At 36.4% G+C, this 26,538-nt stretch carries 26 protein-coding genes and 1 pseudogene; 15 read left to right on the top strand and 12 right to left on the bottom strand.

What is annotated here, in order from left to right:
* The 6 genes and pseudogenes from B3P23_RS12380 to tnpC all read left to right on the top strand — a co-directional run bounded on the left by B3P23_RS12380 (position 1) and on the right by tnpC (position 6,282).
* Positions 1-2,409, top strand: a complete 2,409-nt coding sequence (locus B3P23_RS12380; RefSeq protein ID WP_293926398.1) for a GumC family protein — start codon at positions 1-3, stop codon at positions 2,407-2,409.
* A gap of 144 nt (positions 2,410-2,553) precedes the next feature.
* Positions 2,554-3,360: a tyrosine-protein phosphatase gene (locus tag B3P23_RS12375; protein ID WP_293926396.1), complete on the top strand. Its 807-nt coding sequence runs from the start codon at positions 2,554-2,556 to the stop codon at positions 3,358-3,360.
* 270 nt (positions 3,361-3,630) lie between these two features.
* Positions 3,631-3,912, top strand: coding sequence for an IS66 family insertion sequence element accessory protein TnpA (gene tnpA, locus B3P23_RS12370; protein WP_414713150.1), 282 nt, complete (start codon positions 3,631-3,633; stop codon positions 3,910-3,912).
* Positions 3,913-4,038: 126 nt separating this feature from the next.
* Positions 4,039-4,320: an IS66 family insertion sequence element accessory protein TnpA gene (gene tnpA / locus B3P23_RS12365; protein WP_414713149.1), complete on the top strand. Its 282-nt coding sequence runs from the start codon at positions 4,039-4,041 to the stop codon at positions 4,318-4,320.
* Positions 4,320-4,658: an IS66 family insertion sequence element accessory protein TnpB gene (gene tnpB, locus B3P23_RS12360; protein ID WP_293926389.1), complete on the top strand. Its 339-nt coding sequence runs from the start codon at positions 4,320-4,322 to the stop codon at positions 4,656-4,658. The genes tnpA (B3P23_RS12365) and tnpB overlap by 1 nt, the downstream gene beginning before the upstream one ends.
* A gap of 48 nt (positions 4,659-4,706) precedes the next feature.
* A pseudogene (gene tnpC / locus B3P23_RS12355) lies at positions 4,707-6,282 on the top strand (IS66 family transposase).
* Between the two features lie 321 nt (positions 6,283-6,603).
* Here the strand turns inward: tnpC and B3P23_RS12350 are convergent.
* Positions 6,604-7,704, bottom strand: coding sequence for a nucleotidyltransferase family protein (locus tag B3P23_RS12350; RefSeq protein WP_293926386.1), 1,101 nt, complete (start codon positions 7,702-7,704; stop codon positions 6,604-6,606).
* A gap of 122 nt (positions 7,705-7,826) precedes the next feature.
* Between B3P23_RS12350 and B3P23_RS12345 the strand changes: the two genes are divergently transcribed.
* Positions 7,827-8,054, top strand: coding sequence for a hypothetical protein (locus tag B3P23_RS12345; RefSeq protein WP_414713148.1), 228 nt, complete (start codon positions 7,827-7,829; stop codon positions 8,052-8,054).
* A gap of 301 nt (positions 8,055-8,355) precedes the next feature.
* Here the strand turns inward: B3P23_RS12345 and B3P23_RS21490 are convergent, their stop codons facing one another.
* From B3P23_RS21490 to B3P23_RS12305, 9 genes are all read right to left on the bottom strand, one after another.
* A complete protein-coding gene (locus B3P23_RS21490; protein WP_414713152.1) occupies positions 8,356-8,463 on the bottom strand; it encodes a hypothetical protein in 108 nt (35 codons plus the stop codon).
* Positions 8,464-9,072: 609 nt separating this feature from the next.
* Positions 9,073-9,321 (bottom strand): ORF6N domain-containing protein, encoded by a 249-nt coding sequence (locus tag B3P23_RS12340; protein WP_293926383.1) that lies wholly within the window; start codon positions 9,319-9,321, stop codon positions 9,073-9,075.
* Between the two features lie 325 nt (positions 9,322-9,646).
* Positions 9,647-10,297, bottom strand: coding sequence for an HIRAN domain-containing protein (locus B3P23_RS12335; protein WP_293926380.1), 651 nt, complete (start codon positions 10,295-10,297; stop codon positions 9,647-9,649).
* A 57-nt stretch (positions 10,298-10,354) separates the two neighbouring features.
* On the bottom strand, positions 10,355-12,133 hold the full coding sequence (locus B3P23_RS12330) for a hypothetical protein (protein WP_293926377.1): 1,779 nt from the start codon (positions 12,131-12,133) through the stop codon (positions 10,355-10,357).
* A gap of 429 nt (positions 12,134-12,562) precedes the next feature.
* Complete coding sequence (locus B3P23_RS12325) at positions 12,563-13,144, bottom strand: ORF6N domain-containing protein (protein WP_293926374.1); 582 nt, start codon at positions 13,142-13,144, stop codon at positions 12,563-12,565.
* 269 nt (positions 13,145-13,413) lie between these two features.
* Positions 13,414-13,650, bottom strand: a complete 237-nt coding sequence (locus tag B3P23_RS12320; RefSeq protein WP_293926371.1) for a hypothetical protein — start codon at positions 13,648-13,650, stop codon at positions 13,414-13,416.
* Between the two features lie 110 nt (positions 13,651-13,760).
* Positions 13,761-14,225, bottom strand: a complete 465-nt coding sequence (locus B3P23_RS12315) for a hypothetical protein (protein ID WP_293926368.1) — start codon at positions 14,223-14,225, stop codon at positions 13,761-13,763.
* Positions 14,226-14,307: 82 nt separating this feature from the next.
* Positions 14,308-14,478 carry a hypothetical protein gene (locus B3P23_RS12310; RefSeq protein ID WP_293926365.1) on the bottom strand — a complete coding sequence of 57 codons (171 nt, stop codon included), beginning with the start codon at positions 14,476-14,478 and terminating at the stop codon, positions 14,308-14,310.
* A gap of 100 nt (positions 14,479-14,578) precedes the next feature.
* Complete coding sequence (locus tag B3P23_RS12305) at positions 14,579-14,953, bottom strand: hypothetical protein (RefSeq protein WP_293926362.1); 375 nt, start codon at positions 14,951-14,953, stop codon at positions 14,579-14,581.
* 854 nt (positions 14,954-15,807) lie between these two features.
* On the opposite strand from B3P23_RS12305, the gene B3P23_RS12300 reads away from it, so the two are divergent.
* The 4 genes from B3P23_RS12300 to B3P23_RS12285 all read left to right on the top strand — a co-directional run bounded on the left by B3P23_RS12300 (position 15,808) and on the right by B3P23_RS12285 (position 22,538).
* Positions 15,808-16,509, top strand: coding sequence for a hypothetical protein (locus B3P23_RS12300; RefSeq protein WP_293926360.1), 702 nt, complete (start codon positions 15,808-15,810; stop codon positions 16,507-16,509).
* A gap of 112 nt (positions 16,510-16,621) precedes the next feature.
* Positions 16,622-17,998, top strand: a complete 1,377-nt coding sequence (locus B3P23_RS12295; RefSeq protein ID WP_293926358.1) for a TlpA family protein disulfide reductase — start codon at positions 16,622-16,624, stop codon at positions 17,996-17,998.
* Entirely contained in the window at positions 17,995-21,168 is a 3,174-nt protein-coding gene (locus tag B3P23_RS12290) for a SusC/RagA family TonB-linked outer membrane protein (RefSeq protein WP_293926356.1), read from the top strand. Before B3P23_RS12295 ends, B3P23_RS12290 begins: the two co-directional genes overlap by 4 nt.
* A gap of 11 nt (positions 21,169-21,179) precedes the next feature.
* The gene (locus tag B3P23_RS12285) at positions 21,180-22,538 is read left to right on the top strand and encodes a RagB/SusD family nutrient uptake outer membrane protein (RefSeq protein ID WP_293926353.1); all 1,359 of its coding nucleotides are present in this window, start codon (positions 21,180-21,182) and stop codon (positions 22,536-22,538) included.
* 82 nt (positions 22,539-22,620) lie between these two features.
* On the opposite strand, the gene B3P23_RS12280 is transcribed toward B3P23_RS12285, so the two are convergent.
* Both B3P23_RS12280 and B3P23_RS12275 read right to left on the bottom strand, forming a co-directional pair.
* Entirely contained in the window at positions 22,621-22,992 is a 372-nt protein-coding gene (locus tag B3P23_RS12280) for a hypothetical protein (protein ID WP_293926350.1), read from the bottom strand.
* Between the two features lie 300 nt (positions 22,993-23,292).
* Positions 23,293-23,898, bottom strand: coding sequence for a Crp/Fnr family transcriptional regulator (locus tag B3P23_RS12275; RefSeq protein WP_045754526.1), 606 nt, complete (start codon positions 23,896-23,898; stop codon positions 23,293-23,295).
* Positions 23,899-24,349: 451 nt separating this feature from the next.
* Here B3P23_RS12275 and B3P23_RS12270 point away from each other — a divergent pair, with 451 nt between their 5' ends.
* From B3P23_RS12270 to B3P23_RS21485, 4 genes are all read left to right on the top strand, one after another.
* On the top strand, positions 24,350-24,589 hold the full coding sequence (locus B3P23_RS12270; protein WP_293926347.1) for a hypothetical protein: 240 nt from the start codon (positions 24,350-24,352) through the stop codon (positions 24,587-24,589).
* Between the two features lies 1 nt (position 24,590).
* A complete protein-coding gene (locus tag B3P23_RS12265) occupies positions 24,591-25,028 on the top strand; it encodes an RrF2 family transcriptional regulator (protein ID WP_045754525.1) in 438 nt (145 codons plus the stop codon).
* Positions 25,029-25,081: 53 nt separating this feature from the next.
* Complete coding sequence (gene hmpA / locus B3P23_RS12260; RefSeq protein WP_293926344.1) at positions 25,082-26,287, top strand: NO-inducible flavohemoprotein; 1,206 nt, start codon at positions 25,082-25,084, stop codon at positions 26,285-26,287.
* A 118-nt stretch (positions 26,288-26,405) separates the two neighbouring features.
* A partial coding sequence (locus B3P23_RS21485; protein WP_414713151.1) for a PD-(D/E)XK nuclease family transposase occupies positions 26,406-26,538 on the top strand: 133 nt, incomplete at its 3' end.

Raw genomic sequence — 26,538 nt, 5'->3', positions numbered from 1 at the left:
ATGAACAACAATACAAATAATAACGTACCTTTTCAGGAAACTGAACAAGAAATTAATATTCGAGCATTAATAGAACAATACCTATATTATTGGAAATGGTTTGTTTTAGCCATGTGCATTGCATTATCAGGCGCTTTTGCCTATCTTACATATGCAACAAAACAATATACTGTAGATGCTAAAATACTATTACCTGACGAGTCAAGTGCAAAAGGTGAGCTTGCTGGTTTAGCTGATTTGGCAAGTATAACTAGATCTTCTGGTAACTCAGCTCAGGTAATGGATCAAATTGATGTGCTGAAATCAAGAAGATTGATTAACAAGGTGGTTGAAAAATTAAAATTAAATGTCACATATCAAAGTAAAGATGGTTTTCATAAATCATTTTTGACAGCGGATCAGGCACCATTTAAGTTTGTATTATTAAATGACAATCCTAAATATTTAGATACAGTTAAAGGTGGCTTTGAAATTAAAATTTTATCTGCTACTCAGCTGTTATTAACTGACACAAAATCTAAGAAGGATGTTAAATATAAATTAGGAAATAAGCTAAACACAGCAGTAGGTGAAATTATGCTGATTCCAAATTCAGGCAGTATAAATAAAGTCATAGGCAAAACATTTGAGGTTTCTGTACAGCCTATGGTTAATGTAAGAGAGAAGTTAGTTAAAGCAATTCAAATTAGTCCAAATACAGAGAAGCAATCTAATATCATAAATTTTGGAATGACCTTACCCTCTGTCAAATTAGCTCAAAATATTATTGATGAATTGATCAATCAGTATAATGTCGATCTAACTTCTGATAAAGATAAATTGACGAAAGCAACTTCCAAGTTTATTAGTGATCGATTAGCTATTATTTCTGGAGATTTATCTGCGGTGGATAAAAATGCGGAACGGTTTAAAGAGGGTAATCAGTTGACAGATGTCGAAGCAGAGGCTAAATTGTATCTGGAAACCGCATCTGAATCGGATAAAAAAGTAATGGAGCAAAGAACACAATTGAAATTGGTCGATTACATGCGTGAGTCTATTAAATCAAATAAAGCGGAATTGCTCCCCAGTAATATTGGTCTTCAGGACCTATCAATTGAAAAAACAATTTCTGAATACAATAAAATGGTACTGGAGCGGGACGATTTATTGCAAACCTCTACTTCAGATAATCCAGTCGTTCAGAATATTAATGATAATATACGCACATTGAATCTTAATTTAATGCGTTCTTTGGATAATTATCGCGCAGTAACGCAATTGGCATTAAATTCTGCTCAGGGAAAAAAATCAGAGTTACAAGGGAAATTGGGGAATTTACCTAAAACTGAACGCGGTTATCGTGATATTTCACGTCAACAGCAAATCGTAGAAACCTTATATTTATTTTTACTACAAAAGCGTGAAGAAAATGAAATAAAGTCAGCTGCGACACCTGACAATATCAAAATTATTGATTCTGCATATGGTACCGATATCCCAGTAGCGCCAAAAAAATCTATTATATTATTGGCTGCATTGATTTTGGGGTTAATAGTTCCTTTTGCTGCTATTTATCTTAAATTCCTTTTTGATAATAAAGTACAATCTCGTAAAGATATCGAACAGGCAATGAAGGTGCCTGTATTAGGAGAGATACCGACTTGTGTCAAACATGTTATTGAAGAAAACGATCGTAGTCCATTGGCTGAGGCATTCCGTATTTTACGTACCAATATGAACTTTATGTTGGGGACTAAAAAAGATCAATCAAAAGTGATTTTTATAACGTCAACTACTTCTGGAGAAGGTAAATCATTTGTTTCGACTAATTTGGCTAAGATTTTAGCCATGTCTGGGAAAAATGTTTTGCTTATTGGAGCCGATATTCGTAGTCCTCGAGTTTTAGATTATTTGGGTCTATCACACCTGCAACACACTAATATTGGTATAACGCAGTATATGATAAACCCGGATATGGATATTGCAAATATTGTTATTAAAACTCCTGATACTTATAAATTTGATATTATTTATTCTGGTTATGTCGCGCCCAATCCAGCTGAATTATTAATGAATGGACATTTTGATGATGTCATCGATTATGCTCGTACTCACTATGATTATGTATTGGTCGATACTGCACCAGTAAGTTTGGTAACAGATACGCTATTGATCGCTCATAATGCTGATTTAACCATGTACGTTACACGTGCAAATTATTTGGATAAAAGATTATTGAATATTCCCAAAGAATTATTTGAACAACAGAAATTGAAAAATATGGCGGTAGTGCTCAATGATGTTGATTTCGCTAGAGGTTATGGTTATGGCTACGGTTATGGTTATGGTTATGGAGATGGAAATACATCAAGGGGCTTTTGGAAGAAGTATTTAGAAAAATTTATTAATTTTTTCTCACGAAAGTAGTCCTAAAGTTACAATGTTAAAAGCCAATATTATACATATTGGCTTTTTTTGAAATATTTATTGATATTAATTATTAACTTTGTTAATTGTAGCATTATATTTTGTAGATACGTTATATCTTAAAGTTGGTAGTAATTAATAATTATGAGTTTTTTTTCAAAAATTTTTAAAAGTAAATCAAAAGATTCAAAACTAAAAGTATTGGGTAAGTTAGCTTTTTTGGAAGTTGATATGCACAATCATATTTTACCAGGTATTGACGATGGAAGTCAATCCTTAGAACAATCTATTCACCTATTGAAAGGTTTGAGATATATGGGGTTTGATAAATTTATTTGTACTCCTCATATTATGGATGGTATGTATCCTAATAATAGACAAATCATACAACAAAGTAAGCAAATCCTTCAAGAAGAACTTAATCGTCGTGCAGATAAACCGATCATTTTTGCAGCTGCAGAGCATATGATCGATGATAATTTAGCTAGATTAGTTCAAAATAATGAGCTATGTGTGATGCCAGGTGGTTACGTACTGATTGAAATGTCGTATTTGCAAGAATCGAAAGCTTTATTTCAAACGATATTGGATATTCAGAATTTGGGATATCAACCGATTTTAGCACACCCGGAAAGATATAATTATTACCATTATAATTTTAATGTCTATAAGCAAATTAAAGATGCTGGTTGTATGTTGCAACTAAATCTATTGTCTATAAGTCGATATTATGGTGTGGAAGTAAAATCTGCTGCTTTGACTATGATTAAATCCGGTATGTATGACTTTGTAGGCACCGACCTTCATCATAATCGTCATCTGATGGCTCTTGAAGATGTTGTCGGTAAATATCCAGTTCGAGACTTACTCTCAACATGTCCAATTTTAAATTCCAGTTTGCAAAATCATTTGAAAAATGATTTTGAAATTATAGAAACAGCGTATGTATAAATATATGGCAATGATGAAACCTTTTTATCTTTCAAATATTAAATAAATATAAAAATATACTTCCAGAAACCGAAGATTCTTTCGTATATGACCACGTATTTAACTCATTTGACCACCTGTTCTTCTTCATGATGTTTAACCGATTAAATTAACAATTTACGAATAATTGCTGCCGTCGTGCGCTATTCACATATCTTATTAGCATATTATACGTAATCGCCCTACCAAGTACATATTTAAAAGCTTAAGCGTATGGCCTAGCTTTGCATTATGAATATGCAAGAAAAAAGAGCTGCCATGCTGTCTATGATATCAGACTGGCGAGCTAGCGGAAAAAGCAAAAAGACATATTGCGCTGAAAACGGGATTAACGAAGCCACTTTTTATTATTGGTTTTCGCGCAGCAAAGGGGAAGAAACAGCCAGCGGTAGTTTTATAACTATCGATACGATCAGCAGTAAACATGAAGTTGAAGTTATTTATCCCAACGGAGTACGTATTAGGGTAGAGCACGATCTAGCCCTTCTTTCTCAACTGATACAGCTTTACTAATGTTTGCGCTCGGTTCATCCCACCGGTTTTACCTTTACGATAGCCACTGTGATATGCGCAAATCATTCGTAATCGCCCTACCAAGTACATATTTAAAAGCTTAAGAGTATGGTCTAGCTTTGCATTATGAATATGCAAGAAAAAAGAGCTGCCATGCTGTCTATGATATCAGACTGGCGAGCTAGCGGAAAAAGCAAGAAGACTTATTGCGCTGAAAACGGGATTAACGAAGCCACTTTTTATTATTGGTTTTCGCGCAGCAAAGGGGAAGAAACAGCCAGCGGTAGTTTTATAACTATCGATAAGATCAGCAGTAAACATGAATTTGAAGTTATTTATCCCAACGGAGTACGTATTAAGGTAGAGCACGATCTAGCCCTTCTTTCTCAACTGATACAGCTTTACTAATGTTTGCGCTCGGTTCATCACACCGGTTTTACCTTTACGATAGTCACTGTGATATGCGCAAATCATTCGATGGACTATGCGGACTGATCAAATCAGTGATGCAACGACAAGCTACCAGTGGTGAGGTATTCGTTTTTTTAAACCTTAGCCGTACGCATATAAAACTTCTCCACTGGGAAAAAGGAGGCTTTGTGTTGTATTACAAACGTCTGGAAAGCGGGACCTTTTTACCGCCACATGTAAAAAACGGAGAGTTGTCCTGGAGTGATCTGGTACTGATGGTTGAGTGTATCCAGGTTGTGAAAAGTATTCAAAAAAGACGGTTTTATTTCCCTTAAAAGTGGTTTTGTATAGGTTAAAAGCCACTTTTTACTTATATTTACGGTATGAAAACAGCACTGGAAAACCTATCAAAAGAAGACCTTCTCAAGGTTATTTCCAGTCAGCAGAAAGAAATTACAGGCCTTTCCAAAAGTTCCTCTATAAAAGATGAAAAAAATAGATTACCTGGAATCGCAGCTCGCTATGTACAAGCGTATGCAGTTCGGACAGAAGCGTGAACGCTTTGAGGGCGATCCCGCCCAGACCATGCTTCCTTTTAAAGCAGAGTCTGCGGAAGTAGAGCAGCAACTGGAAGAAGTTAAGCAAAAAATCGAATACATCCGCAAGCGCCCCAACCATAAAGGACGTGCGAAATTGCCTGCACACCTTCCTGTGGAAGAGATTGAAATCCATCCTGAAGGTGACTTATCCCAAATGATCTGCATCGGTAGGGAAATTACCGAAGAATTGGAATGCGATCCTGCCAAGTTCTACATCAAACGTTACATCCGTTATAAATATGCTGCTAAAGATAAATCTACCGTAGCTATTGCCGAACTTCCTGAGCGTGTAATCGATAAAGGTATCCCGGGGACCAGCTTGCTTGCGATGATCCTGACCGCTAAATACATGGATCATCTTCCACTATACCGACAGAAACAGATCTTTGCAAGGGAAAACATACAGATCCCATCATCAACGATCGAAGGATGGACCAAACAAGCGCTAGAAAAACTAGAGCCATTATATGAACAGCTCATCTTCGATACCAAAGTACAGGGCTACTTACAGGTCGATGAATTGCGTAGCAATCATCGAGACCATAAAGAGGAAAACAAATGCGAGATAAACCCCAATAAAAGTACTGGACAGCGATAAAAAAGGCGCTTCCCATCAAGGATATTATTGGGTATATCACGCTCCACTGGAGGGTATCGTGCTGTTTGATTATAGTCCCACCCGTGGTGGTATTGCGGCCGTGCCTATGCTTGGAAACTTTAAAGGCTATCTTCAGACGGATGGGTATGCTGTGTATGATAAATATGCTAAAAAAAAGGAAGTAACGCATCTAGCCTGTTGGGCACATGCACGCCGTGAGTTTGAAAAAGCATTGGATAACGATAAGCCAAGAGCTGAAAAGGCATTATTGATGATCCAGAAACTGTACGCTGTAGAGCGTCAAGCAAAGCAGGATAATCTTACAGCAGAACAGATCAAGGAGCTGCGGCTACAGGAGTCTTTACCTGTTATCAACGAAATGGGTAAATTGATCTTTGAGCAGATAAAAGCAACATTACCAAAAAGTCAGATTGGAAAGACCATGGCTTATGCTTATGCAAGATGGGATGCTTTATCAGCTTATCTATACGATGGCTCGTTATTGATCGATAATAAGCAGATTGAAAATGCAATCAGGCCCGTTGCCCTAGGACGCAAGAACTACCTCTTTGCAGGAAGCCATGAGGCAGCACAGCGTGCAGCAATGATCTATTCATTCTTCGCTATCTGTAAATAACATGAGGCAATCCTTTCAATTGGCTAAAGCATACGCTACAGAATATAGCGTCAATAAACCACAAAAACTTAAAAGACCTATTCCCACAGAACTACAAACAAATCATCCAACAATCAAATATGTAGTTCGTAGGCCGGATACGCCAGTACCATCATCCGTGAATCCTCTGCGGGCGCCCTTAAATTGGGTGATGAAGCACAGCAATCACAAGATGCGCAACAGATCTAACAAAAGATCGACGCATACAAAAAGCAATTGTGGACGAGCCTTAAAGGTGTAAAAGAAGAAAACTTGGAAAAGTTTATCCCAAATGCACAGAAACAGAAAAAAGTAAAGAAGAAATAAAATCAGTCTAATTTTGCTATTATAAAAAAGCATGCTCAATTTTTGAGCATGCTTTTTTACTTATGGTTATTTAATATTAATAAATGCATTTTAGCGCTCTATTAATCTTTATCCTTACCAAAGAATCTAGAATATGCTTGCATTACAGGATAGAAAAACGCTTCCAAAGGCGCATATCTAAAATACATCTTGAAGCAAGCCCAAAGCCGATACGCTCCGTCTGGCTGTAAGGAGACGGCAGTGACTTTCCCATCCTCATATCGCTTGTCGTGATAACCAAAGTTTCCAGAATACCAGATCTCATCCATCATCCAGTCTGCATCCCATTTTTCAGGATAGGGAAATGGGACTTTTTCTTTTTCTAGCCCCAAATATTTGACTAAAATGATGTGGAGTAAATGTGTCCACTGTAATATTCCTGTGTCTTTATAAATTTTTTTTAATTCTTCCTTGTTAATCTGAGAATCCACACTGTGATATAATCGTGCTGAATCGCAGATCTGTCGCAATCCGATGCCAAAGAATATTAAATGTTTTAAGATATGTGCATTTACCTGAAATGTCTGAAGCTCGATGGCAAGTACTTTGACTAGTACTTCATTAATTAATAATTCTTGCTGCCTATCACGGTACTTTAATTGTAGTTTTTGCAGATAATTGTATTTAAAAGGATTTCCAATATCAAAGAGCTTTTTGTGATGCTCAATATGGATACCATTCCAGTCATAATCTAAACTAAATCCAGCAGTGTCTCTAACATTAAGTTTCTTTTCTTTTATAATTTTTCTTGCTTTTTCATAGCTCTTATTTTCAAAATACCAATCAATATCACCGGACATACGATGTTCGGGAATATCGTAACAGCAAGCAACACCTTGTCCTTTTTGTAAGATAGGCTGAAGACCCAATTTGGTGAACGTGGTATATTGAGCTGCAATTACTTCATTCATTTTCTTATTATGACGTTCAATCTGATCGACTCGAACTGTCCATTTTATAAGTAGTGCTTGTGGAGGAAGTTGATCATCTTTAAGATATTTGAAGCTATCATAAATTAGCCCTTCAACGGTATGGTTTTTAGCATAGCATTGAATTTGTAACCAATCACTTTCATTTAATGGTGTTTCAATTATAAGAGATTCTTTCCCCCATAATCCAATCCGCAATAATTGAAAAAAGATATCTTTAAGTTTATTGTCCATTTACTTTTAAGTAACGTTCATTTCAAAAATAATGATTTTATATGATTTTTGTTATAATTTAATTATTTCCGATATCTTCATATGATCACCAATTAGGTAGGACCCTCTTTAACGCATTTTGGTTGTATTTCCCGCAGTTGCGCTATAGTTTGGTCAAACTGGATATTACCAATCCGGATAAAGGTTTGTACGATATGACCATGGATGATCTGTTTGTCCAAAAGAAGTATGCCAGTTCCATCGTCCGTGAATCCTCTGCGGGTGCCCTGAAATTAGGTGATGAAGCTCAGCAAGCACAAGATGCACAGCAGATCGAACAAAAGATTGACGCGTATAAAAAGCAATTGTGAACAAGTGCTAAAGGTGTAAAAGAAGAAAACTTGGAAGAGTTTATACCAAATGCAGAGAAACAGAAAAAAGCAAAGAAAAAGTAAGTTTAATTTAATTTTGCGATCATAAAAAAGCACGCTCACCTATTAGGAGCATGCTTTTCTTGTTTCATGAGTTTTCCCTTTAAGATTTCATGGTATTTGATTTTCCCTTCTTTTTTTCGGTAACAAGCCAATATCTGGACGCTCACTGTTTCTAAGCGTTAATAACTCAAACATAAATTCCTTAGGGAATCAATTTCACAATCAATCGCGCAAGGACTTATTGTACTTTTTTATCTTCAAGAATTGTTATCAATTTTTTATTTAGATAGAGTTTTTCTTTACCAACTTTGACAGATTGAAGGATATCTGCTTTTTCTAATGCTATTAAATAGTTTTTTTATACGAGTAAAAATAGCAAAAATTTACTCTCGTTTATCAAATACAGGTAATATTACCCTTGTTTATATATTGTTAATAATTTCTTTAACTACCAATAGCCTTATCCTTCACTGTCATTTCCATCAATTGGTTTCCGTGATAAGCCAATAACTGGACGATCATCGTTTTTAGATATTAAAAGGTATTGAGGTGAGTAAGTTAGACTCTAATGTCCACCAGACAATTCATGTTGTGATTAAAAATAAATTCTAACCATTATGAACTACTCCTGTTTATCACCAACATTAAATCCTATCTTTTTTCTTTCTTTTGGGATGGGTTCCTCTATCTTGTCTTGGAGACGGTCAATGTATTCGAATACAAGCTCAATATTTTTATCTTGACCATCTTGTTTTCTAGAAATTTTTTCGACAGCATTTTTTATTTCAGCGATTTAGAGACGGAGGCCTGTGTTATCCGTTAATAACTGACGCATGCGTGTAAATACACGCATTATCTGTATGTTTATCTTGATAGCAATGTCGCTTTTCAATACGGAAGATAGCATTGCGACTCCCTGTTCTGTGAACATCATTGGCAAATATCGACTACCACCTCAATTATCTGTTTTTGATGTCACAATTTGTGACCTCAAAAGTTCAAATTCATTTTCTAATAACTCAAACATAAAATCATCAGGGAAACGGGTTATATTTCTTTGTACTGCTTGCTTTAAGACCTTAGTTTCAATTCCATATAATGCTGCGAGATCACTATCCAGCATTACTTTATGCCCTCGGAATACATATATTTTATTCAGGACCACCTCTTCGGATAGTATTGATAGCGTTTCTTGTTTCGCCATAATTGGTTAAATGTATTGGTGTTCAATGTCTAAGATAGTCAAAAAGTAATGATATATCTTAACCTTTAGACTCATCTCCCGTATGTGGTTGAGCTAATCCTAGTATAGGCCGCTCACCTCACCGTAGAATTGTCGTTGCGACAATCCATGATGCCTATTGAAAGTAAATCAACTTATCATGAACTATTCGAAGAGATAGTTGAATTTTAATACCTTTTGGTACACCTTTTTAGAAATAGTAGCAGTGTCGTTGGTCTTTTTATTTAATTTTTAATTCCATCAAAGCCGATGGAATTAAAAAATCATTGGAAGTCGTGTGTCTACGCTAATTAGATACTTTAACGAATATTTTTCTGATTACGCCATTTTGCTCAATAGCCTTCACACTCAATAATAAATTTGGAGCTTCTTGAAATACTCGACAATGTATTCTTTTTATATATCCAAGCTTCGTACCGTTGAATGTTACAATTACAGCTTCTTTATCATGTTCATTATCTTTTTCCAACGCATATTGGAGTAAGTCTCCGTTCTTTACAAAGTTTTGAGGAATCTGAGCATAAGAAAGTCCTGAAATATCGGTTAAGAAATGAAGGTCTGTAGTAGTATGGTATTCTGCCAGAAATTCAAAGTTGTCAGTTGCCGTTAAACCCTGAGTTTTGCCAAGCAAATAAAATTTGTCATCTGCCTTATCAGGATTAACTTCCCAAAAGTCTAAAAAATTTTGAACATCAGGACGATCCGTTTTTATTAATCTATGTGAGAAAATAGAAAGTACATTGACGTCATATATCTTGTCCAAGTTTTGAAACTCGAAATAGGGTATAAATCCCTCTTTATTTCTTAATGCTTTAGCTTCAGGTAAATATTTAAAGGTAACGTTATTATCGTTGTCTTTTTCCAAAAGTCCAACAATATGCCTACGGGATCCCGACCCCTTACGCCATGCAAGATATATTTTTGAAAACTGACTCATTGATAATAGATATTATGTTTTTGTACCGCAAAGTTAGCAATTTTAATATCAGCTTTACTAGTTGATGAAATCAAGTGAACAATTGATGTTAAATATATCTGGGAGCTTATTTCCTTGGAATTCAATATTTCCTAATTCGATTTCATTAGATATAAAATAGTCTTCAATAGACACACTGTTAGTATGCAGATAATCAATTATTTCATTTAATATGAATGTTAGATAGTATCTTAAGTTGGAAGCTATATGTTCATTATTTGTATTCGTAGCAGCATCATGTATTATTTCATTGCGTAGACGATATATTCTAGTAAAGTGGATCTCAAGATTTTTCTTATGCTTTGTAAGATAGTCTGTTGCAGATAAAGTTCCATCTTTATTGAGAAACCACTTACTTAGTTTTGCTGTTCTATAACTTAGCAATGGATAATCAGCTGATAATTCGGAGGAGATCTGAATATATAGATTGGAATTTAAAAAATTGCTTAACTCATTCGTAAATAATGGTATTTTAGCCTTTTTTCTAGCACTTAATTGATTTATACCTTTCAGCAATGAAAAGCAATTACGTTTGACATATGCTCTAGCATGTGCATTAATAAAATGTTCTTTGATTCTATTGATTGTGTTCTGACTTTCATAATTTGAAAAAAGGTACTCTAATCCAATCCAATAGTTGATGAATTTATGTTCTACTTCTGTCGATTGATTTCCCAATCTCAGGTATCTTACAGCAGATTTTATTTTGTCTTTTGTTTCAATTGGAATATGCTGATTATTCAATATGGCTGGAATTTTACTTGTGAAATCTTGATAATGATCCATTGTCACTTTGTATTTCCCGTCTAGTATATTAATATTATTTTGAAAATCTCCATTAGCAGGATTTTCATTATCAATGACCAATACGCGATTATGTATGTTAAGATATTCATCAGAAAGACCAAGATTTATGACATCCAAATATTCAGACAGGATACTACGAGCTTTCTTTAATGCAGCAAGATAGTCTGTTGCAGATACATTACATCTTAGAAACTTTCTATTAGCATTTTGTGCATTGAAATTATCGAACTCACGCTGGCGATGACCAGCCAAAGCGATGCCCTGAATTGTATCCTCTAGTTGAAAGCTTTCTGTAACAATACCTGTAATTGCATCGTAAACTTTGTCTGTTGTATCCATTCTAAATATTACAACATATTCCTTTGGGAGATGATTTATTTTTTGTTCAAAAATATCAAATTGCGCATCAAAGCTTTTTTCATCGGTTAAATAGTTCACAAAGGTACTGTAAGCGATTTTGTAAAGATAACCTTTAGAGTATCCAATATTTATTAATTGACTCAATAGGATATTTAATGTGATGTCTATTTTCTCTAGTTCCTCAACGGCATGGTTATTGGCTGTAATTAATTGTTTAAGACCATTAATTACATGGGATAAATAATTTGTATTTTCCTTACGTAAAACACTAAGGCATGAGATCACTTTAAGATAATTGTGTTCATCAATATTCTTAAGTGTGGTATTTAGGTACTTTTGTGATATACTGTGAAAATTCAGATAATTAGGCGTTAATGAAAGCGAATCTATACATTCATCTATTAGGGCATACTTTTTGTTTTCTTTTGTTTTGATAGTATGAAAATGTTTTATTCGTCCATTTTTGAATTCTTGTAAACAATATCGAAGTTCTTCCATAACAGTTAATGGATTGTTAAGTCTTACTCGGTATGAATCAATGGTTCCCATATAGAGCATTTCAACGATTTTTTCAATAAAAAACCGTTGACATATGGTCAATCCATTTTTTTTATGGTTGATTACTTGCATTTTAAAAAAAGTTGTATCTTTGTATTAGGTAATTATAATTGAGATAAAGATACGGTAAGTATATTAAAGATAAAAAAGGAAGACTATGTTATTTTGGTTCTGGAGGCAATTCCGCGATTTAACACTCTTCCTTAGATATTTAAAGAGGTTTTCCCAGAAGGTTAACCTCTTTTTTATTACAATAAATTTTTGACTCTGCTATCAAAATTCGTTTCGATAAGAATTTACTCGTTCTTTCAAAACATAAGTTTTAAGGCCATTAGTATTTGTATTTAATACTTTCGTCTCCAGCAGCTGGTTTCGGTAATAAGCCAATAACTGGACGCCCATCGTTTTAAAAGTTAGAAGGTTATTTGGTGAGTAAGTTAGACTCTAATGTCCACCAGACAATTCATGTTGTGATTAAAAATAAATTCTAACCATTATGAACTATTCCTGTTTATCACCAACATCAAATCCTATCTTTTTTCTTTTTTTAGGGATGGGTTCCTCTATCTTGTCTTGGAGACGGTCAATGTATTCGAATACAAGCTCCATATTTTTATCTTGACCATCTTGTTTTCTAGAAATTTTTTCGACAGCATTTTTTATTTCAGCGATTTGCAGACGGAGGTCTGTGTTATCCGTTAATAACTGACGCATGCGTGTAAATACACGCATTATCTGTATGTTTATCTTGATAGCAATGTCGCTTTTCAATACGGAAGATAGCATTGCGACTCCCTGTTCAGTAAACATCATTGGCAAATATCGACTACCACCTCTTTTATCAGCTTTTGTGGTCACAATTTGTGACCTCAAAAATTCAAACTCATTTTCTAATAGCTCAAACATGAAATCATCAGGGAAACGGCTTATATTTCTTCGTACTGCTTGTTTTAAGACCTTAGTTTCAATGCCATATAATTCTGCGAGATCACTATCCAGCATTACTTTATGCCCTCGGAATACATATATTTTATTCAGGACCACCTCTTGGGGTAGTATTGATAGCGTTTCTTGTTTCGCCATAATTGGTTAAATGTATTGGTGTTCAATGTCTAAGATAGTCAAAAAGTAATGATATATCTTAACCTTTAGACTCATCTCCCGTATGTGGTTGAGCTAATCCTAGTATAGGCCGTTCACCATCGCCGTAAAATTGTCGTTGCGACAATCCATGATGCCTATTGAAAGTAAATCAACTTATCATGAACGATTAGAATAGTATATGTGGCTCTATGTCGAAAGCTATTGCTAATGCGCAGACTTCATATGCATAAATGCGATTAAACTTATTTTTAAATATTTCCTTCAGCTGGTTTCGTCAACTGGCCAATAACTGGACGCTCACCATCGCCGTACAAGTATTCGAAGAGTTGGCTGGGTTTAATCACCCTTAGTTCGGCAATATTATTTAGCTCTTCTGCGTAAGGTCGCTTTTTAGGATCAGTTAGAAGTTTATTAAGTCTCACGTTATCAATTCCAGTATTATGTTCAGTACAGTTTTGAGGTTTGAAATAATCAAAAAGTAACATACCAAGCGTTGATTTCCATTTATTGCTAAACTCTTTTTTATTTGAATTTTTAAAAATGTCCTCCCTCGTAATAGTGAAGCGTTCTAGATTTGAATCCTTATATATGCTAATTAAAATTTAAGAATTGTTGGATCTATGAAAATTTTAGCATATGTATCTACAAGACCTAGTTGATCATAAATTTTTAGATCTCCCGATTTAGTAATAATAAGTTTTTGGTCAGAAATATTCATGTCAACGTACTCTTTTCCATTGTAAACAATTTCACTATAAGGTACGCTCGATAAAGTATTTATTTCTAAGGATTCTTTATCTATGTCACATGGTCCATAATAAAACTTATTATCCTTTAGAACGATTTTCTGACCTATTCTTTGATTGTATGCTTTCGAATTGTGAGCATCTAGCCAAACACCTACGAGATGGCCCATTTTTTCATCCGATTCAGTATGTAAATTATTGCTTACTTTCGAATTGGTAGTGGATGTTTTAGTTTGATTGGTTTCGTTTGCACAACTTAGAAAGAAAAGATGTAGAATTATTATAGCGATTACAATTGGAGCTCTATTTTTCATTTATTTGATTTCCTGTAAAAAATATATTAGAATTAATATTTTGAGAATTTTATGGTAAATTTTACTAGCCGCTTCATTTTTTTTAAGTTAATTTCGGTGTCAAGCCAATAACTGGACGCTCACCATCGCCGTAAAAGTATTCGAATAGTATATGTGGGTCTATGTCAAAAGCTATTGCTAATGCGCAGACTTCATATGCATAAATGCGATTAAACTTATTTTTAAATAATTCATTTAATGTTGTTTCCATCATGCTTGATGCATTAACTAGGTCGGTTTTTACATTAAAAATATTAGCAATACCTCTTCCTATTTAATGTCAAAAGTCGGATCAATCTGTTATAGTAAAAAGCTTAAACATTTAATTGAGCGATCAGCGCTCTTTGAGTTTCTACTAGCTCCTGCTGTGTTTCTAGATACGCTTTTTGTAATATTATTGTTTTTATGGCTTCTTCTAACTGGTTTTTCAATTCATTGATCTCCCTTAGAAATGTTTCATTTTCTTTTTCACGGAAAGTTTTATAAGGCTCTTCCTCATAATAATATTGTAGGAAATTGTGATTTAATGCTTTAGAATACTGAAAAATTCTATCTATTTTTAGAGTTGATCTCTTATAATCATTTCCCACATTTTGTTGTACATCATCTATTAAAGTAGCTAACTGACTTTGTGAAAGATTTTGATCATCTGCGACCTTTTTGATAATCCATCCTATATTTACAGTCATTTTAATTTTTTTTGTTATTTCAACAATATATTTTGTTAAAAAGATTTTAATTCTTATATTTGTTTTACAATCAGTTCACTGATTGGAGTCTCGAGCATCGAAACGGCAAATTTCAATAACACGAGACGTAGGGTTTGCGAACCCCCAGACTTTTTGTACTTTTACAAATAGAAGGGGCTAGCCTCCCTATCTGGATTTGTGTTAAGGTCCTTTGCCGTACCGGATGTTCAATGAAAGATAGTAGAGGCTAGCCTTTTTATATAAGCCCTTTTTCTTCCGCACGAGACTTATTTTCATTGACCAATGTTTTATTAACCAAATCATGATGAAAAGAAAAGAGTCCAGAAATCCGATTTTACCTCTGCCGATCCAGGATCGGGCAGGGCAAAGCGCTATCAATGCACTGATAAAAAACAAGCTCCGCCAGCCGGAATAACTTGTATACCACTAAAACCAAAAGGACCCCATCTACCGATGAAAGGCGATCAATAGGAATGGCGAAGAGCCACCTTGATCGCTAAACCCCTTGTTGGTTTTACCGATTCATCTATGCAGTCTATCATACTATAGCAATCAATTTTTGTTCTTTTATTCTTGACACACTAAAAGTAATGAATTATTTACTGCAAAGCAACACTATAGCTGCTCGATGTATAGAAATTCTGTATAGAATGAATCGGTTTTTTAATCTAGTATAACACAAAATGCAATCGCGAATAATAATGATAACCGTTGATGATGACCATTTAATTGCATTTTTCCACCTTATTTTTTAACTGTTGAGCTGTTGTAGCAGATCGTTGGATTGCTAGCGTCCATCCCGCTAAACTAGGCTTAACGTAATCTTTAAAAATATGCTAAAAAATAGCAAAGGGGAAAGGTATGCCCTGTCCCCAAAGGAAGAAATAGGCTTGGATGTAAGTCAAAAACGGGATTTAATAACCAAAAAGAAGCCTATGATAACAGACTTACAAGAACACATGCAGGCACATGCTCCTGTGGAATGGAAGGACAGCCTCCTGGATCCACTGGGCATCGCTGGCCATACCGATGCGGAAAAAAAGGAGCGCTATGATTCCCTGCTGATCCGTGCAACTGGTCAGGGGGACCCCTGGACTGCTGTGGTGCGGCACGAACGTGCAGATATGCTCCGGATATCGCTGGTCAATATGACCATCTGCCAATGTTACCTATTTGCGCTGGATCTGCCGTTGGACTTTCCGCTCGATCATATCCTGGTACTGGGCGGACCGCGACATGACTATATCCCTGATGCCACAGGTGCCACAACGGATCTGTACAGCTATGAGCTGACGGTGCCCGCAAATACCGAACGGGAAGAATATAGGCAGCGGATATTGAATGAGCTGAATGCCCACTTTGAACTCGAAGTGCGCACGGAAATGCTTCATATCGTAAAGGGAAGCCGTCCGATAAGCCATCTGGAGCATGAGGAGGTCGAGATCCTATGGGATCAGCAACTGACCGTGATCATGAAAACAAAAAAAGGAGCGCGAGTAGGGAAGACCTATCCTATACTGGCGCAAAACAATTAAATAGTCAAGTTTCAGTGTTTATAAATCCCCTTTCTACCGAGGGCTAAAAAAGACCTTAGGATCAGGTCTACCCTCGGCATGAAAAGGGTATAGGCACATTATGTCTAAAAATATGATAAAATTATTAAATATATATAGTACTGGCTTTTGGAGCTACCTCCAAAAGTTGATGCGGCGTGGGGGCGAAGGTTTTCTGTTGATTGGGAAGATGATGATGGTGATTCTGATGACGGGAGGTGCCATGGAAAGCGGGGCGCAAGTTGATGGGATCAGACCCCTGAAAATTGGTGATACCATTCCTGAAGCATTATGGAATATGCCCTTGTCAGCTACGAATATTCGATCTGGAGAAAAAAGTATCAAATTAGGGGATTTCAGAAATAAAAAATTGATTATTCTCGATTTTTGGGCGACATGGTGCAGCCCCTGTATAAAAGGTATGCCCATATTAAATGATATTGTAAAATCTAATAGCAATATCACCGCGATCTCGGTAGGAACTGAAGATCGGCAGAAAATCGAAAAATTTTTAGAAAATCAACCCTTGACATATCAGACTGGATTTGAACTCCCCGTGCTCGTTGAAGATAAGCACTTAAAGCTATTTTTCCCTCATGCACGTATACCACACTATGTGTGGATAGATGCAGATGGAAAGGTAATGGCATTTACTTCTTCTGATGCGCTATCTGCAGAAAATATCACCAAGGCGCTGGAAATGGGACATGTAAAAACTGAAATGAAAATCGATTACGATAAAACAGGTCCCTTATATGTAGTGGATAATAGATTGCCACAATGGGGGGACTTGCAGTATTTTTCGCTGCTCAGTAAAGGTTATAAAGAGGGTATGGGATCGAGTAATCGTCGACGCGAACTAGATGGTAAATTGGTCGGCAATTTATTTACCAATACAAGTATCTATAAAATGTATAGCTACCTGATTGATCAGATCGACCCGGACAATTTTAAAAATGAGTTTCAATTTGAAGTCCGAGACATGGAACAACTGATGGTAACCCCTCATTCGGGAAGGGACATCGAATGGAAAAAAAAATATTTTTATTCGTTTGATTATTGGAATTTGAATTCAGCTCCTTCAAATCAATACCTCGATATGATCCAGGCACTCAATTTGGCCTCTCCGTATGAGCTCATCATTTCCAAGAAAAAAAGATCTTTTTATGTACTGCAAGATAGAAATAAAAAGCCGAATAAATCGGCAGATGCAGATCTGGATCAATCAGACTTTGCATTTGACGTTAAGTCAACACCCCGACATCTGACCGTATATCTCAATAATAACGCACATCTAGATCTCCATGTTATTAACCGCGCAACTACAACAGTACTTCATCGGTATGCTTTAAAAAACGCTGTAGGGATAGCTCAAATCAACAAAAGACTTAAAAATTACGATTTACAGTTGGTGAAGAAAGATATGTTGGTCAACAGCTATTTGTTTAAAGAAAAAGGAGGTCATCTATGAAAGCGAGCTATATCTTAAGTGGTGTAATGCTACTGTTTTCAGTGCAGTTATATGCCCAAAAATCGATCAGGATTATGGTTCGGGATGACCATGGGCTTCCGATAAAGGATGTAAATATGATGCAAGTAGGGAGTTCTGATGTATTGGGTGTCTCCAATGAAGAAGGAGAGGCTGTTTTGACTTTGAAAAGACAGGATTCTGTGGTTTTCTCTAAAATGGGCTATGCACGATTAGCAATGCATTTCTCGTCTTTCACATCATCATCCTTGCAGGTCACCATGTTTCGCACTTTAAAGCAGTTGGAAGAAGTTACGGTCAGTACGGGATATCAGGTGATTCCCAAGGAACGTGCTACGGGATCCTTTACGCTGGTTGATCAAAAAACACTGAATGAACAAGTTGGAATGAATGTCGTAGACCGATTGCCTTATGTAGTGGGTAGCATGACGAATGATCAAAGGAGCAATAGCCCCTCCATCTCTATTCGTGGACTGAGTACCATACAGGGAGAAAAACAACCCTTGATTATCTTAGACAACTTTCCTTATGAGGGTGATCTCCAGGCGCTAGATCCTGCAAGTGTGGCAACGATTACTATTTTGAAGGACGCTGCAGCAGCAAGCATATGGGGGGCTAAAGCAGGTAATGGCGTTATTGTGATCACAACGAAGAAAAGTCAGTTTAATAGACCTGTGCAAATAACAGCCTCCGCGCGGTATAATATAACTGATCGGCCTGACCTGTCGAAAGTACATCAGATCTCTGCGATAGAAAATCTTGATCTTGAAAAATTATTATTTGAAAAAGATCATTATGCGAGCAACTTTCGGGATATGCCCACTGCTGTGACACCATTTGTGGAATTGCTTAGAAAAGAACAGCTCGCTGATATAGACCGCGAAACGTTGGAAGAATATTATAAATTTTACCGTAATAAGGATGTTCGGGATGCCTATAAAAGTCATTTTTATAGTGTAGGAACGCTGCAGCAATATCAAATAACTTTGGCTATGGGCACGCAGAAACTTGCTTCGAGAGGTGCAATCGGATATGATCGCAGTTTTTCGAATACAGGTGCTGCGATGAAAAGGCTGAATATTGACTTCAGTAATAAATGGCAGCTCACTAACGCCATCGCATTGGAAACAGGTGTGCGGTATACTGATTTGTCGACGGCAAATGGAAGACCTGCATTTGGTAGTATAACGGCAGGCGGAAAGGCTTTGCCTAGTTATTTTTCGTTTACCGATAGGGATGGAAGTCCTCTGGCTATTTCAAAAAGTTATGATCAGTCTTTTCTTAACGGTCTTTATTCGGGTAAACTTTTAGATTGGACTTATATACCGCTCACAGATTATACGCATGTGACCAATACGTTAGCACAAAAGCAATTGCTCCTGGATGCTAAAATAAATATAGGAATCTGGAAAGGACTGCAAACGTCTATTGAATATCGATACACAAAACAACCTCAAGAAAATGTTGTGCTGAATTCGGTTTCCTCTTTTTACACCCGCAATTTGATAAATCTATATAGTGAAATAAATGGGAATACCGTCAAGCAGCACATTCCTAATGGTGCTATTCTGAATACAGAGGATCAGGATTTTACAGGTCATAATGGACGTATGCAGTTCAATTATAATCTGACAGCTGGCAAACATCAGGTACATGCGCTGCTCGGTGCAGATATGACCAACAATGAGCGCTACGGGAACAAATATATGCGCTACGGATATCAACCAGAACTACTTAAATATAAGGAAGTGAATTTCCTGTCTCCAGTAAAAAATAGTATCACGGGAGCAATGGAATTTATTCCCAATGAAGCTGGACTGAGAGGAGTGCAAAATCGTTATTTATCTTTTTTCTTTAATGGAGCTTATACCTTTAATAACCGCCTGAGTGTAACAATGAGCGCTAGAAAAGATGGTTCTAATCTCTTTGGTGTAAAGACAAACGATAAATTTAACCCTTTGGGATCAGTAGGAACAAGTTATGTGCTGCGTAAAAGAGATCATAGCGATAACATGTGGCTGAATTACCTCAAGTTAAGAACGACTTATGGAATCAGTGGAAATGTTGATCAAACGCGCAGTGCAGTGCCCATAATAAGCTATTTGTCCGTCAATAACTATACACAAAATATCTATGCAAGGATCGAAAGTTTTGCAAATCCAAATTTACGATGGGAAAAGATAAAAATGTGGAATGTTGGTGCGGATCTATCTGCTTTTAGCGATCGCCTAAGTTTATCTGTAGAATATTTTAGAAAGGATGCATATGATTTATTTGGTTTTGCTGAAGTCGATTATACGACTGGTGTAGGCACTTCGATGGTTAAAAATGTTGCGGCTATGACAGGAAATGGAATGGATATCGAGTTAAAGACAGTCAATGTGGATAAAACGGTCAAATGGATCAGTTTTCTGAATCTTTCTTATTATCGGGATAAGATAACAGATTATTATCAAGGATCTACCTATGGTTACAGCTACGTAGGTAGCGAGTCTCCCAATATATCAGGGCTGGTCGGAAAACCGGTATATGGCGTGTATGCGTATCAGTGGCGCGGACTGGACGAACAAGGAAATCCAGTTGGTGTACTTGGAAATCAAAATTCGATAGATTACAATCAAATCACGAATACGGGTACAAAGATTGATGATCTGGATTATCACGGCCCTGCATTACCGACTTTTTTTGGAAATTTTAGAAATCAGATTTCCTATAAAGGGTTTGAATTATCGGCACTTATGCATTTTAATCTGGGTTTTTATTATAAAAAAAATGCATTGTCTTATAATAGCTTGGTCAATAATGGACAAGGGCATGAAGAATATAGCCAGCGGTGGCAGCAGGCGGGTGATGAATCTTGGGCTACAGTACCTTCTTTTCAGTATCCGTTAAATGCCGCAAGAGATGCCTTTTATCGTGCTTCTTCCATAAATGTCATCAAAGGGGATATCATTCGACTGCAATACATCAATCTTTCGTATCAACTTCCTTCAGGATTGATAAAAGGTATTAATAATATCAATGTAGGTATTAATGCGCAGAACTTGGGTGTATTGTGGCGTGCAAATAAATATAAAATAGACACTGCTTTATTGGATGGAGCTCTTGCTAGTCCTAAAAATTATAGTGTTTCTTTAAATATGACGTTTTAAAGTATGAGGATATGAAATATAAAATAAAATTGGTAATCATAATTGTATTGCAAATATTAACCATAGGCTGTGATCAGTTTTTGGATGTCAAGCCAAATAAAAATCTTGTTGTACCAGCTACATTGGATGATTGTCAAGCTTTAATGGATAATAAGGTTTTGATCGAAAAGGGTTTGGGTTCGGGAGAGGTCTGGAGTGATGATTATTTTCTGACAGATGCTAATTATCTCAGTCTGGCTGAGAATTTTAGGACGATGTATCGTTGGGATCGTAGCTTTATCTATGAAGGAGCATTTAATGACTGGAAAACTACTTATGACCAAATCTACTTGTGCAATTTAGTACTGGAAACCTTAGGCAAAATAGATGCGAAGGAAAATGAAAAAATGTTTTATAATGATGTCTTAGGACAGGCCCTATTCCATAGAGCGCACTATTATTTCCAGGCGGTTATCCTCTGGGGAGCGGCTTATCATCCCAATAATTCAAAATCAGAACTTGGAATCTCATTGAGATCCAACTTGGATGGTGATGAAAAAACTGTTCGCGCTTCTGTAGAAGAGTGTTATACATATATTTTAAATGATTTAATCCGTGCTCTAGATGTACTGCCCGAAACATCAATATCACCTGTACGACCGACGCGATATGCGGTAGCGTCATTGTTAGGTAGGGTATACTTGTCCATGGGTGCTTTTGATAAGGCACGTCAATATATCGAAATCGCACTCGATCATAACGCATCGCTTATGAATTTCAATTCGATGAATAGTAATCTCGCAAATTCATTTAAACAATTCAATGTTGAGGTTATTTTTGAATCGAGAGGTGTGTATCCAGCCATGTTGACAGCAAAAAAAGCCAATGTTGCAAAGGAATTAATCGATCTGTATGATCAGAAGGATTTACGGTTGAAGCTATACTATGCCTATATAAGCGCGGGGCAGTATACTTTTAAAGGAAGCTATGAAGGCAACGCTACTTTTTTTAATGGTATATCGACCAATGAGAACTACTTAAATATGGCTGAATGTTTGGCTCGAGCTGGGACTCTAGATTTAGCTATTGATCACATCATCAATTTATGGAAAAACCGCATGTCAGATTTTAACGTCGATCAAGCAAGATCGGACTTGAAAGCAATGAATCAACATACATTAATAACGATGATTTTACTGGAACGCCGAAAAGAGTTGCCATTTAGGGGATTAAGATGGATGGACCTCAAACGCCTTGCTGCATTGGGAGAAATATCGACCATGAGCAGATTAGTAGAAGGTCAGGTTTATGAGCTCAAAACAGATTCTCGTCATATGCTTTTACCGATACCAGAAAATATAATAAAACTGACAGGCATCAAACAAAATTAGTTTGAATGTCTCAAAATAAACCAGCCCATAGTTAATTTACTATAGGCTGGTTTGTTTGGTAGAAACTTTTCAGTATAATGTTTTACTCACTTCTGGTCTCGATAGCGGCCGCAGTCACATCCGAAGGATCTTGAAACGTATTGAGGTACGATTGTAAATCTGGTGTGGATGGATTGCTCGTATCAAATTCAATAGTGCACGGTACTTCAGGGATACCGTCGCAATCTGGAAGTGTGTTCATACTTGAAACAAGCTCGTATGCACTTGCATTTTTAGCATTTGATAAAGGCTCATTATTCTTCAAATGCCATTGCTGCGTTGTTACGGTCTTGTCAACCTTCGCTACTTCCTTCTCACCATCGTTTTTCGTAAAGGCACTTGCTCCTAATACCATTCCTGCTGCCACGACACACACACTTGTTGCGCCGATGGCTCTTTTTAATAATGTTCTCATATTACTATTTTTTTAATAGACAGCTGCAAGCTCAACTGTTGTTTTGATCATGTCTCGGCAATGTGCTCTTTTTGTCCTATTATTCCGCAGGGGAATCTGTATATCTGGTATGTCGCAATTCCGAGAGATGCTATCCCTTTCTGGGTCCTATTCTTCTTTTTTTAGAACTTCTGAAAGGCAGTTGAATACCGCATCTGTTTATATATCAAATGTCAAGCATTTTATTGAGGTCTGCTGGATGCACAACTGCTACATATTTTGCGCGGTTTTCCATATTGATGGATGCATATATGATGCTTTTTACGGAATTCGCCGGTTTGCGCGCTGGATCGTACTACGAGAGATGGATAAAAGCATGGCCATTTCGCGTTGCGAAAGGATAGCTCGGAGCATCGGCATATCACGGTAAAACCGGAGATAACGCTCTGATGGATTTTGGATAAGGGATAGCCGCCTGAGCTGAACGAGCTGCTTTTTCTTTTTACTGTGGAGTACATCGACCAAAACCGCCACTTTAGCGTCTTTTTTCTTGTATTTATGTACCGTCTCATATGGTAATGCGAGGATATGGCTTGGCCGTATACCAACGATATGTCCCTGACTGGGACGGTCTGAATATAGATGCTCCGTGGTCGTCAGAGCCATGCCGGGGAGAGCGACGGAAAAGATTTTATCTGTTTCAGACGCGTCATCTTCATAAATGCGGGCAATCAATCCACCACACACGATGTAAACATTTTTTTCTCGGCTTCCTTCTTGATATAAAACTCCCCGAGTCGAAACTTGGTGATAGGTGCTATGGTCTAAAAGCCAGTTGAAATGGGATCTTTTTATTTTGGCATATTGACTCCAATACGTGAGCAGCTGCTCTACAGCCTGCTGATGTAAGACGGTATGTTTTTTCATTGATTTTGTTGTTAGATGATTATTGGGTTAGAGAGTTAGATGGTTAGACCACTTTGTTACTCGTCACTCCGTCACTCCGTCACTCTGTTACTCGTCACTCCGTCACTCCGTCACTCTGTTACTCGTCACTCCGTCACTCGTCACTCATCACTCGTCACTCATCACTCGTCACTCCATCACTCGCTTATTAAAAGAAAAATTAGTATATAATAATAATTGCCGGTTGAATTGATGAAAATATTTCTGAATAGGTGTTTTTATAGGGTGAATGCAGGGGTTTTAAAAGGTTAACTGTTTTCTGTTAATTTTTAAATGTCAAAAAGTTTGAACATGATATTCCTTTATGGGATTAGTTGACTATTTTGTTGCAGTAACACTTGTAAAACGTGTTTTTATAATAAAAGATAATTTTGTCTTTTATTATTTAGTTCTTATCTTTGTTTCCATGAAAATGGACATTCAGAATTTGCAAGATATAAAAGTATTGGAGCTTTCATCTGATGAATTTGTATTTGATGAAATTTATCGTTTTGAAGAAATGTCGGACCCGGGCCGTGGACGTATTTTGTTTGCTATTTCGTGTCCGATGCACCATATAAAGGAATCTGTAATTCATAGTTTTGGCGCTGATTTTGGTTATTGTTCTTCCAAATGGGTACCATATTTATATCAATCCAAGACAATAATCTAATATGGGATTTTTTTCAAAAACATGTGAGTATGCTTTGAGAGCCGTATTTTATATCGCCAGTAAATCTCAGGATGGACAACGTGTAGGTATAAAAGAAATTGCCGAGAATATTAATTCACCAGAGCATTTTTTGGGGAAAATATTGCAAAAATTAAGTCGGCAGGGTATCATATTATCAGCTAAAGGACCTAATGGGGGCTTTTACATGGATACAAAAGGGCTAAATCGACCCATAGCCGATATCATTACTGCTTTAGAAGGTGATGATATATTTACGGGCTGTGGTATGGGCTTAAGTTACTGCTCAGAAAGCAACCCTTGTCCGCTACACCATGAATTTAAAAAAATCCGTAACCAAATGACGCACATGTTGCATATGACCTCTATTGGGGCATTTAATACCGAATTACTCCATGGAACATTAACATTGAATAAATAATTTTTTTAATCAAATAAAAGATATTTTTATCTTTTATTAATACTTTTTATAACATGACAAACGAGCAAAAACAATTGGTAAAAGCTACTGTACCTGTATTGAGAGAGCATGGTGTATTATTGACCACACACTTTTACAACCGAATGTTTCAGCACAATCCCGAATTAAAAAACATGTTTAATATGGGTAATCAACAAAATAGTAAGCAACAAACTGCTTTAGCAATGGCTGTGTTAGCTTATGCAGAAAATATTGAAGATCCTTCGGTATTGCTACCTGTAGTAGGCAATATTGGTCATAAACACACGAGTCTTGATATCCGACCAGAACATTATACGATTGTAGGTAATCATTTAATAGCATCTATTCAAGAAGTTCTCGGCGAAGCGGCTAGCCCAGAATTGGTAGATGCTTGGACAATTGCTTACCATCAACTGGCCTTATTAATGAGCGGCCATGAACAAGGTTTGTATAAAAAGCATACGGAGCAAAAAGGTGGTTGGACAGGTTGGAGACCTTTCGTTGTAAAACAAAAAGTAGTAGAATCAGCAGAGATCACTTCATTTTATCTTTACCCTGCTGATAACGGTTCTGTAGAAAATCATCTTCCAGGACAATATATTAGTTTGCGTTTATTTCTTCCCGAATTACAATTATTACAACCACGCCAATACAGTATTTCAAGTGCTCCGAATGGTGAATATTATCGTATATCTGTAAAAAGAGAAGCGGGTAGCCCACATCCCGATGGTATGATCAGTAACCGTCTTCATGACTATGTTAACCCAGGCGATATCGTAGACCTTTCAGCACCTGCTGGTACATTTGTGTTAAATGTAGCAAGCGATTCACCAAAAGTTTTTATCAGTGGTGGCGTGGGACAGACGCCTTTGTTATCTATGTTTGAGGATTTAACTTCAAATAAAAACATCAATGTGCCAATAACTTGGGTACATGGTTGTAGAAATGAAGAAGTACATGCTTTTAAAGATAAGATTAATGAAATAACTGCTGTAATTTCTAATATCAATCAGCATATCTTTTATGAACAAGTGAAAGAGGCACAAAATGACAAATACGAAGGTTGGGTTGATCTTGAAGTGTTAAAAGATAGCATACTTGAAAGTGAGACAGAATATTATATTTGTGGACCTGCTCCCTTCATTAAAAAACATTATAATTTTCTAATAGAAAACGGTGTGCAAAAATCGGTCATCTATTTTGAGGAATTTGGACCAGCATCATTGCAGTTGAATTAAGATGATCAGTAGCCGACAGCAAACGACTACTGTCGACTACAAACGTTTAATAACCGGCTAATATTTTTAGTTTTTCTCATATTTGGTCATCTAATTAATGATTTAAATAAACCATATTATGATGAAAAAAACAAAAAGTAACTTAGGTAAGTATGTTGGTTTTAGTGGAGACTGGAGTTTTAAATTTTATTTTGGCAGGGAAGAAAATAAGCCGATTTTAATTGGGTTTTTAAATGGGCTCTTTGAGGGAG

Origin of the sequence: Sphingobacterium sp. UBA6320 (genome assembly GCF_002440335.1) — a bacterium.
Taxonomy (GTDB): Bacteria; Bacteroidota; Bacteroidia; order Sphingobacteriales; family Sphingobacteriaceae; genus Sphingobacterium.
This window is presented reverse-complemented; position numbering and strand designations above follow the sequence as displayed.

Bases quoted from the DNA above. Each gene is read 5' to 3' on its own strand.
- B3P23_RS12380 (WP_293926398.1), top strand. From the start codon at position 1: ATGAACAACAATACAAATAATAACGTACCTTTTCAGGAAACTGAACAA.
- B3P23_RS12375 (WP_293926396.1), top strand. From the start codon at position 2,554: ATGAGTTTTTTTTCAAAAATTTTTAAAAGTAAATCAAAAGATTCAAAA.
- tnpA (WP_414713150.1), top strand. From the start codon at position 3,631: ATGAATATGCAAGAAAAAAGAGCTGCCATGCTGTCTATGATATCAGAC.
- tnpA (WP_414713149.1), top strand. From the start codon at position 4,039: ATGAATATGCAAGAAAAAAGAGCTGCCATGCTGTCTATGATATCAGAC.
- tnpB (WP_293926389.1), top strand. From the start codon at position 4,320: ATGTTTGCGCTCGGTTCATCACACCGGTTTTACCTTTACGATAGTCAC.
- B3P23_RS12350 (WP_293926386.1), bottom strand. From the start codon at position 7,704: ATGGACAATAAACTTAAAGATATCTTTTTTCAATTATTGCGGATTGGA.
- B3P23_RS12340 (WP_293926383.1), bottom strand. From the start codon at position 9,321: ATGGCGAAACAAGAAACGCTATCAATACTATCCGAAGAGGTGGTCCTG.
- B3P23_RS12335 (WP_293926380.1), bottom strand. From the start codon at position 10,297: ATGAGTCAGTTTTCAAAAATATATCTTGCATGGCGTAAGGGGTCGGGA.
- B3P23_RS12330 (WP_293926377.1), bottom strand. From the start codon at position 12,133: ATGCAAGTAATCAACCATAAAAAAAATGGATTGACCATATGTCAACGG.
- B3P23_RS12325 (WP_293926374.1), bottom strand. From the start codon at position 13,144: ATGGCGAAACAAGAAACGCTATCAATACTACCCCAAGAGGTGGTCCTG.
- B3P23_RS12320 (WP_293926371.1), bottom strand. From the start codon at position 13,650: ATGTTACTTTTTGATTATTTCAAACCTCAAAACTGTACTGAACATAAT.
- B3P23_RS12315 (WP_293926368.1), bottom strand. From the start codon at position 14,225: ATGAAAAATAGAGCTCCAATTGTAATCGCTATAATAATTCTACATCTT.
- B3P23_RS12310 (WP_293926365.1), bottom strand. From the start codon at position 14,478: ATGATGGAAACAACATTAAATGAATTATTTAAAAATAAGTTTAATCGC.
- B3P23_RS12305 (WP_293926362.1), bottom strand. From the start codon at position 14,953: ATGACTGTAAATATAGGATGGATTATCAAAAAGGTCGCAGATGATCAA.
- B3P23_RS12300 (WP_293926360.1), top strand. From the start codon at position 15,808: ATGCTAAAAAATAGCAAAGGGGAAAGGTATGCCCTGTCCCCAAAGGAA.
- B3P23_RS12295 (WP_293926358.1), top strand. From the start codon at position 16,622: ATGATAAAATTATTAAATATATATAGTACTGGCTTTTGGAGCTACCTC.
- B3P23_RS12290 (WP_293926356.1), top strand. From the start codon at position 17,995: ATGAAAGCGAGCTATATCTTAAGTGGTGTAATGCTACTGTTTTCAGTG.
- B3P23_RS12285 (WP_293926353.1), top strand. From the start codon at position 21,180: ATGAAATATAAAATAAAATTGGTAATCATAATTGTATTGCAAATATTA.
- B3P23_RS12280 (WP_293926350.1), bottom strand. From the start codon at position 22,992: ATGAGAACATTATTAAAAAGAGCCATCGGCGCAACAAGTGTGTGTGTC.
- B3P23_RS12275 (WP_045754526.1), bottom strand. From the start codon at position 23,898: ATGAAAAAACATACCGTCTTACATCAGCAGGCTGTAGAGCAGCTGCTC.
- B3P23_RS12270 (WP_293926347.1), top strand. From the start codon at position 24,350: ATGGACATTCAGAATTTGCAAGATATAAAAGTATTGGAGCTTTCATCT.
- B3P23_RS12265 (WP_045754525.1), top strand. From the start codon at position 24,591: ATGGGATTTTTTTCAAAAACATGTGAGTATGCTTTGAGAGCCGTATTT.
- hmpA (WP_293926344.1), top strand. From the start codon at position 25,082: ATGACAAACGAGCAAAAACAATTGGTAAAAGCTACTGTACCTGTATTG.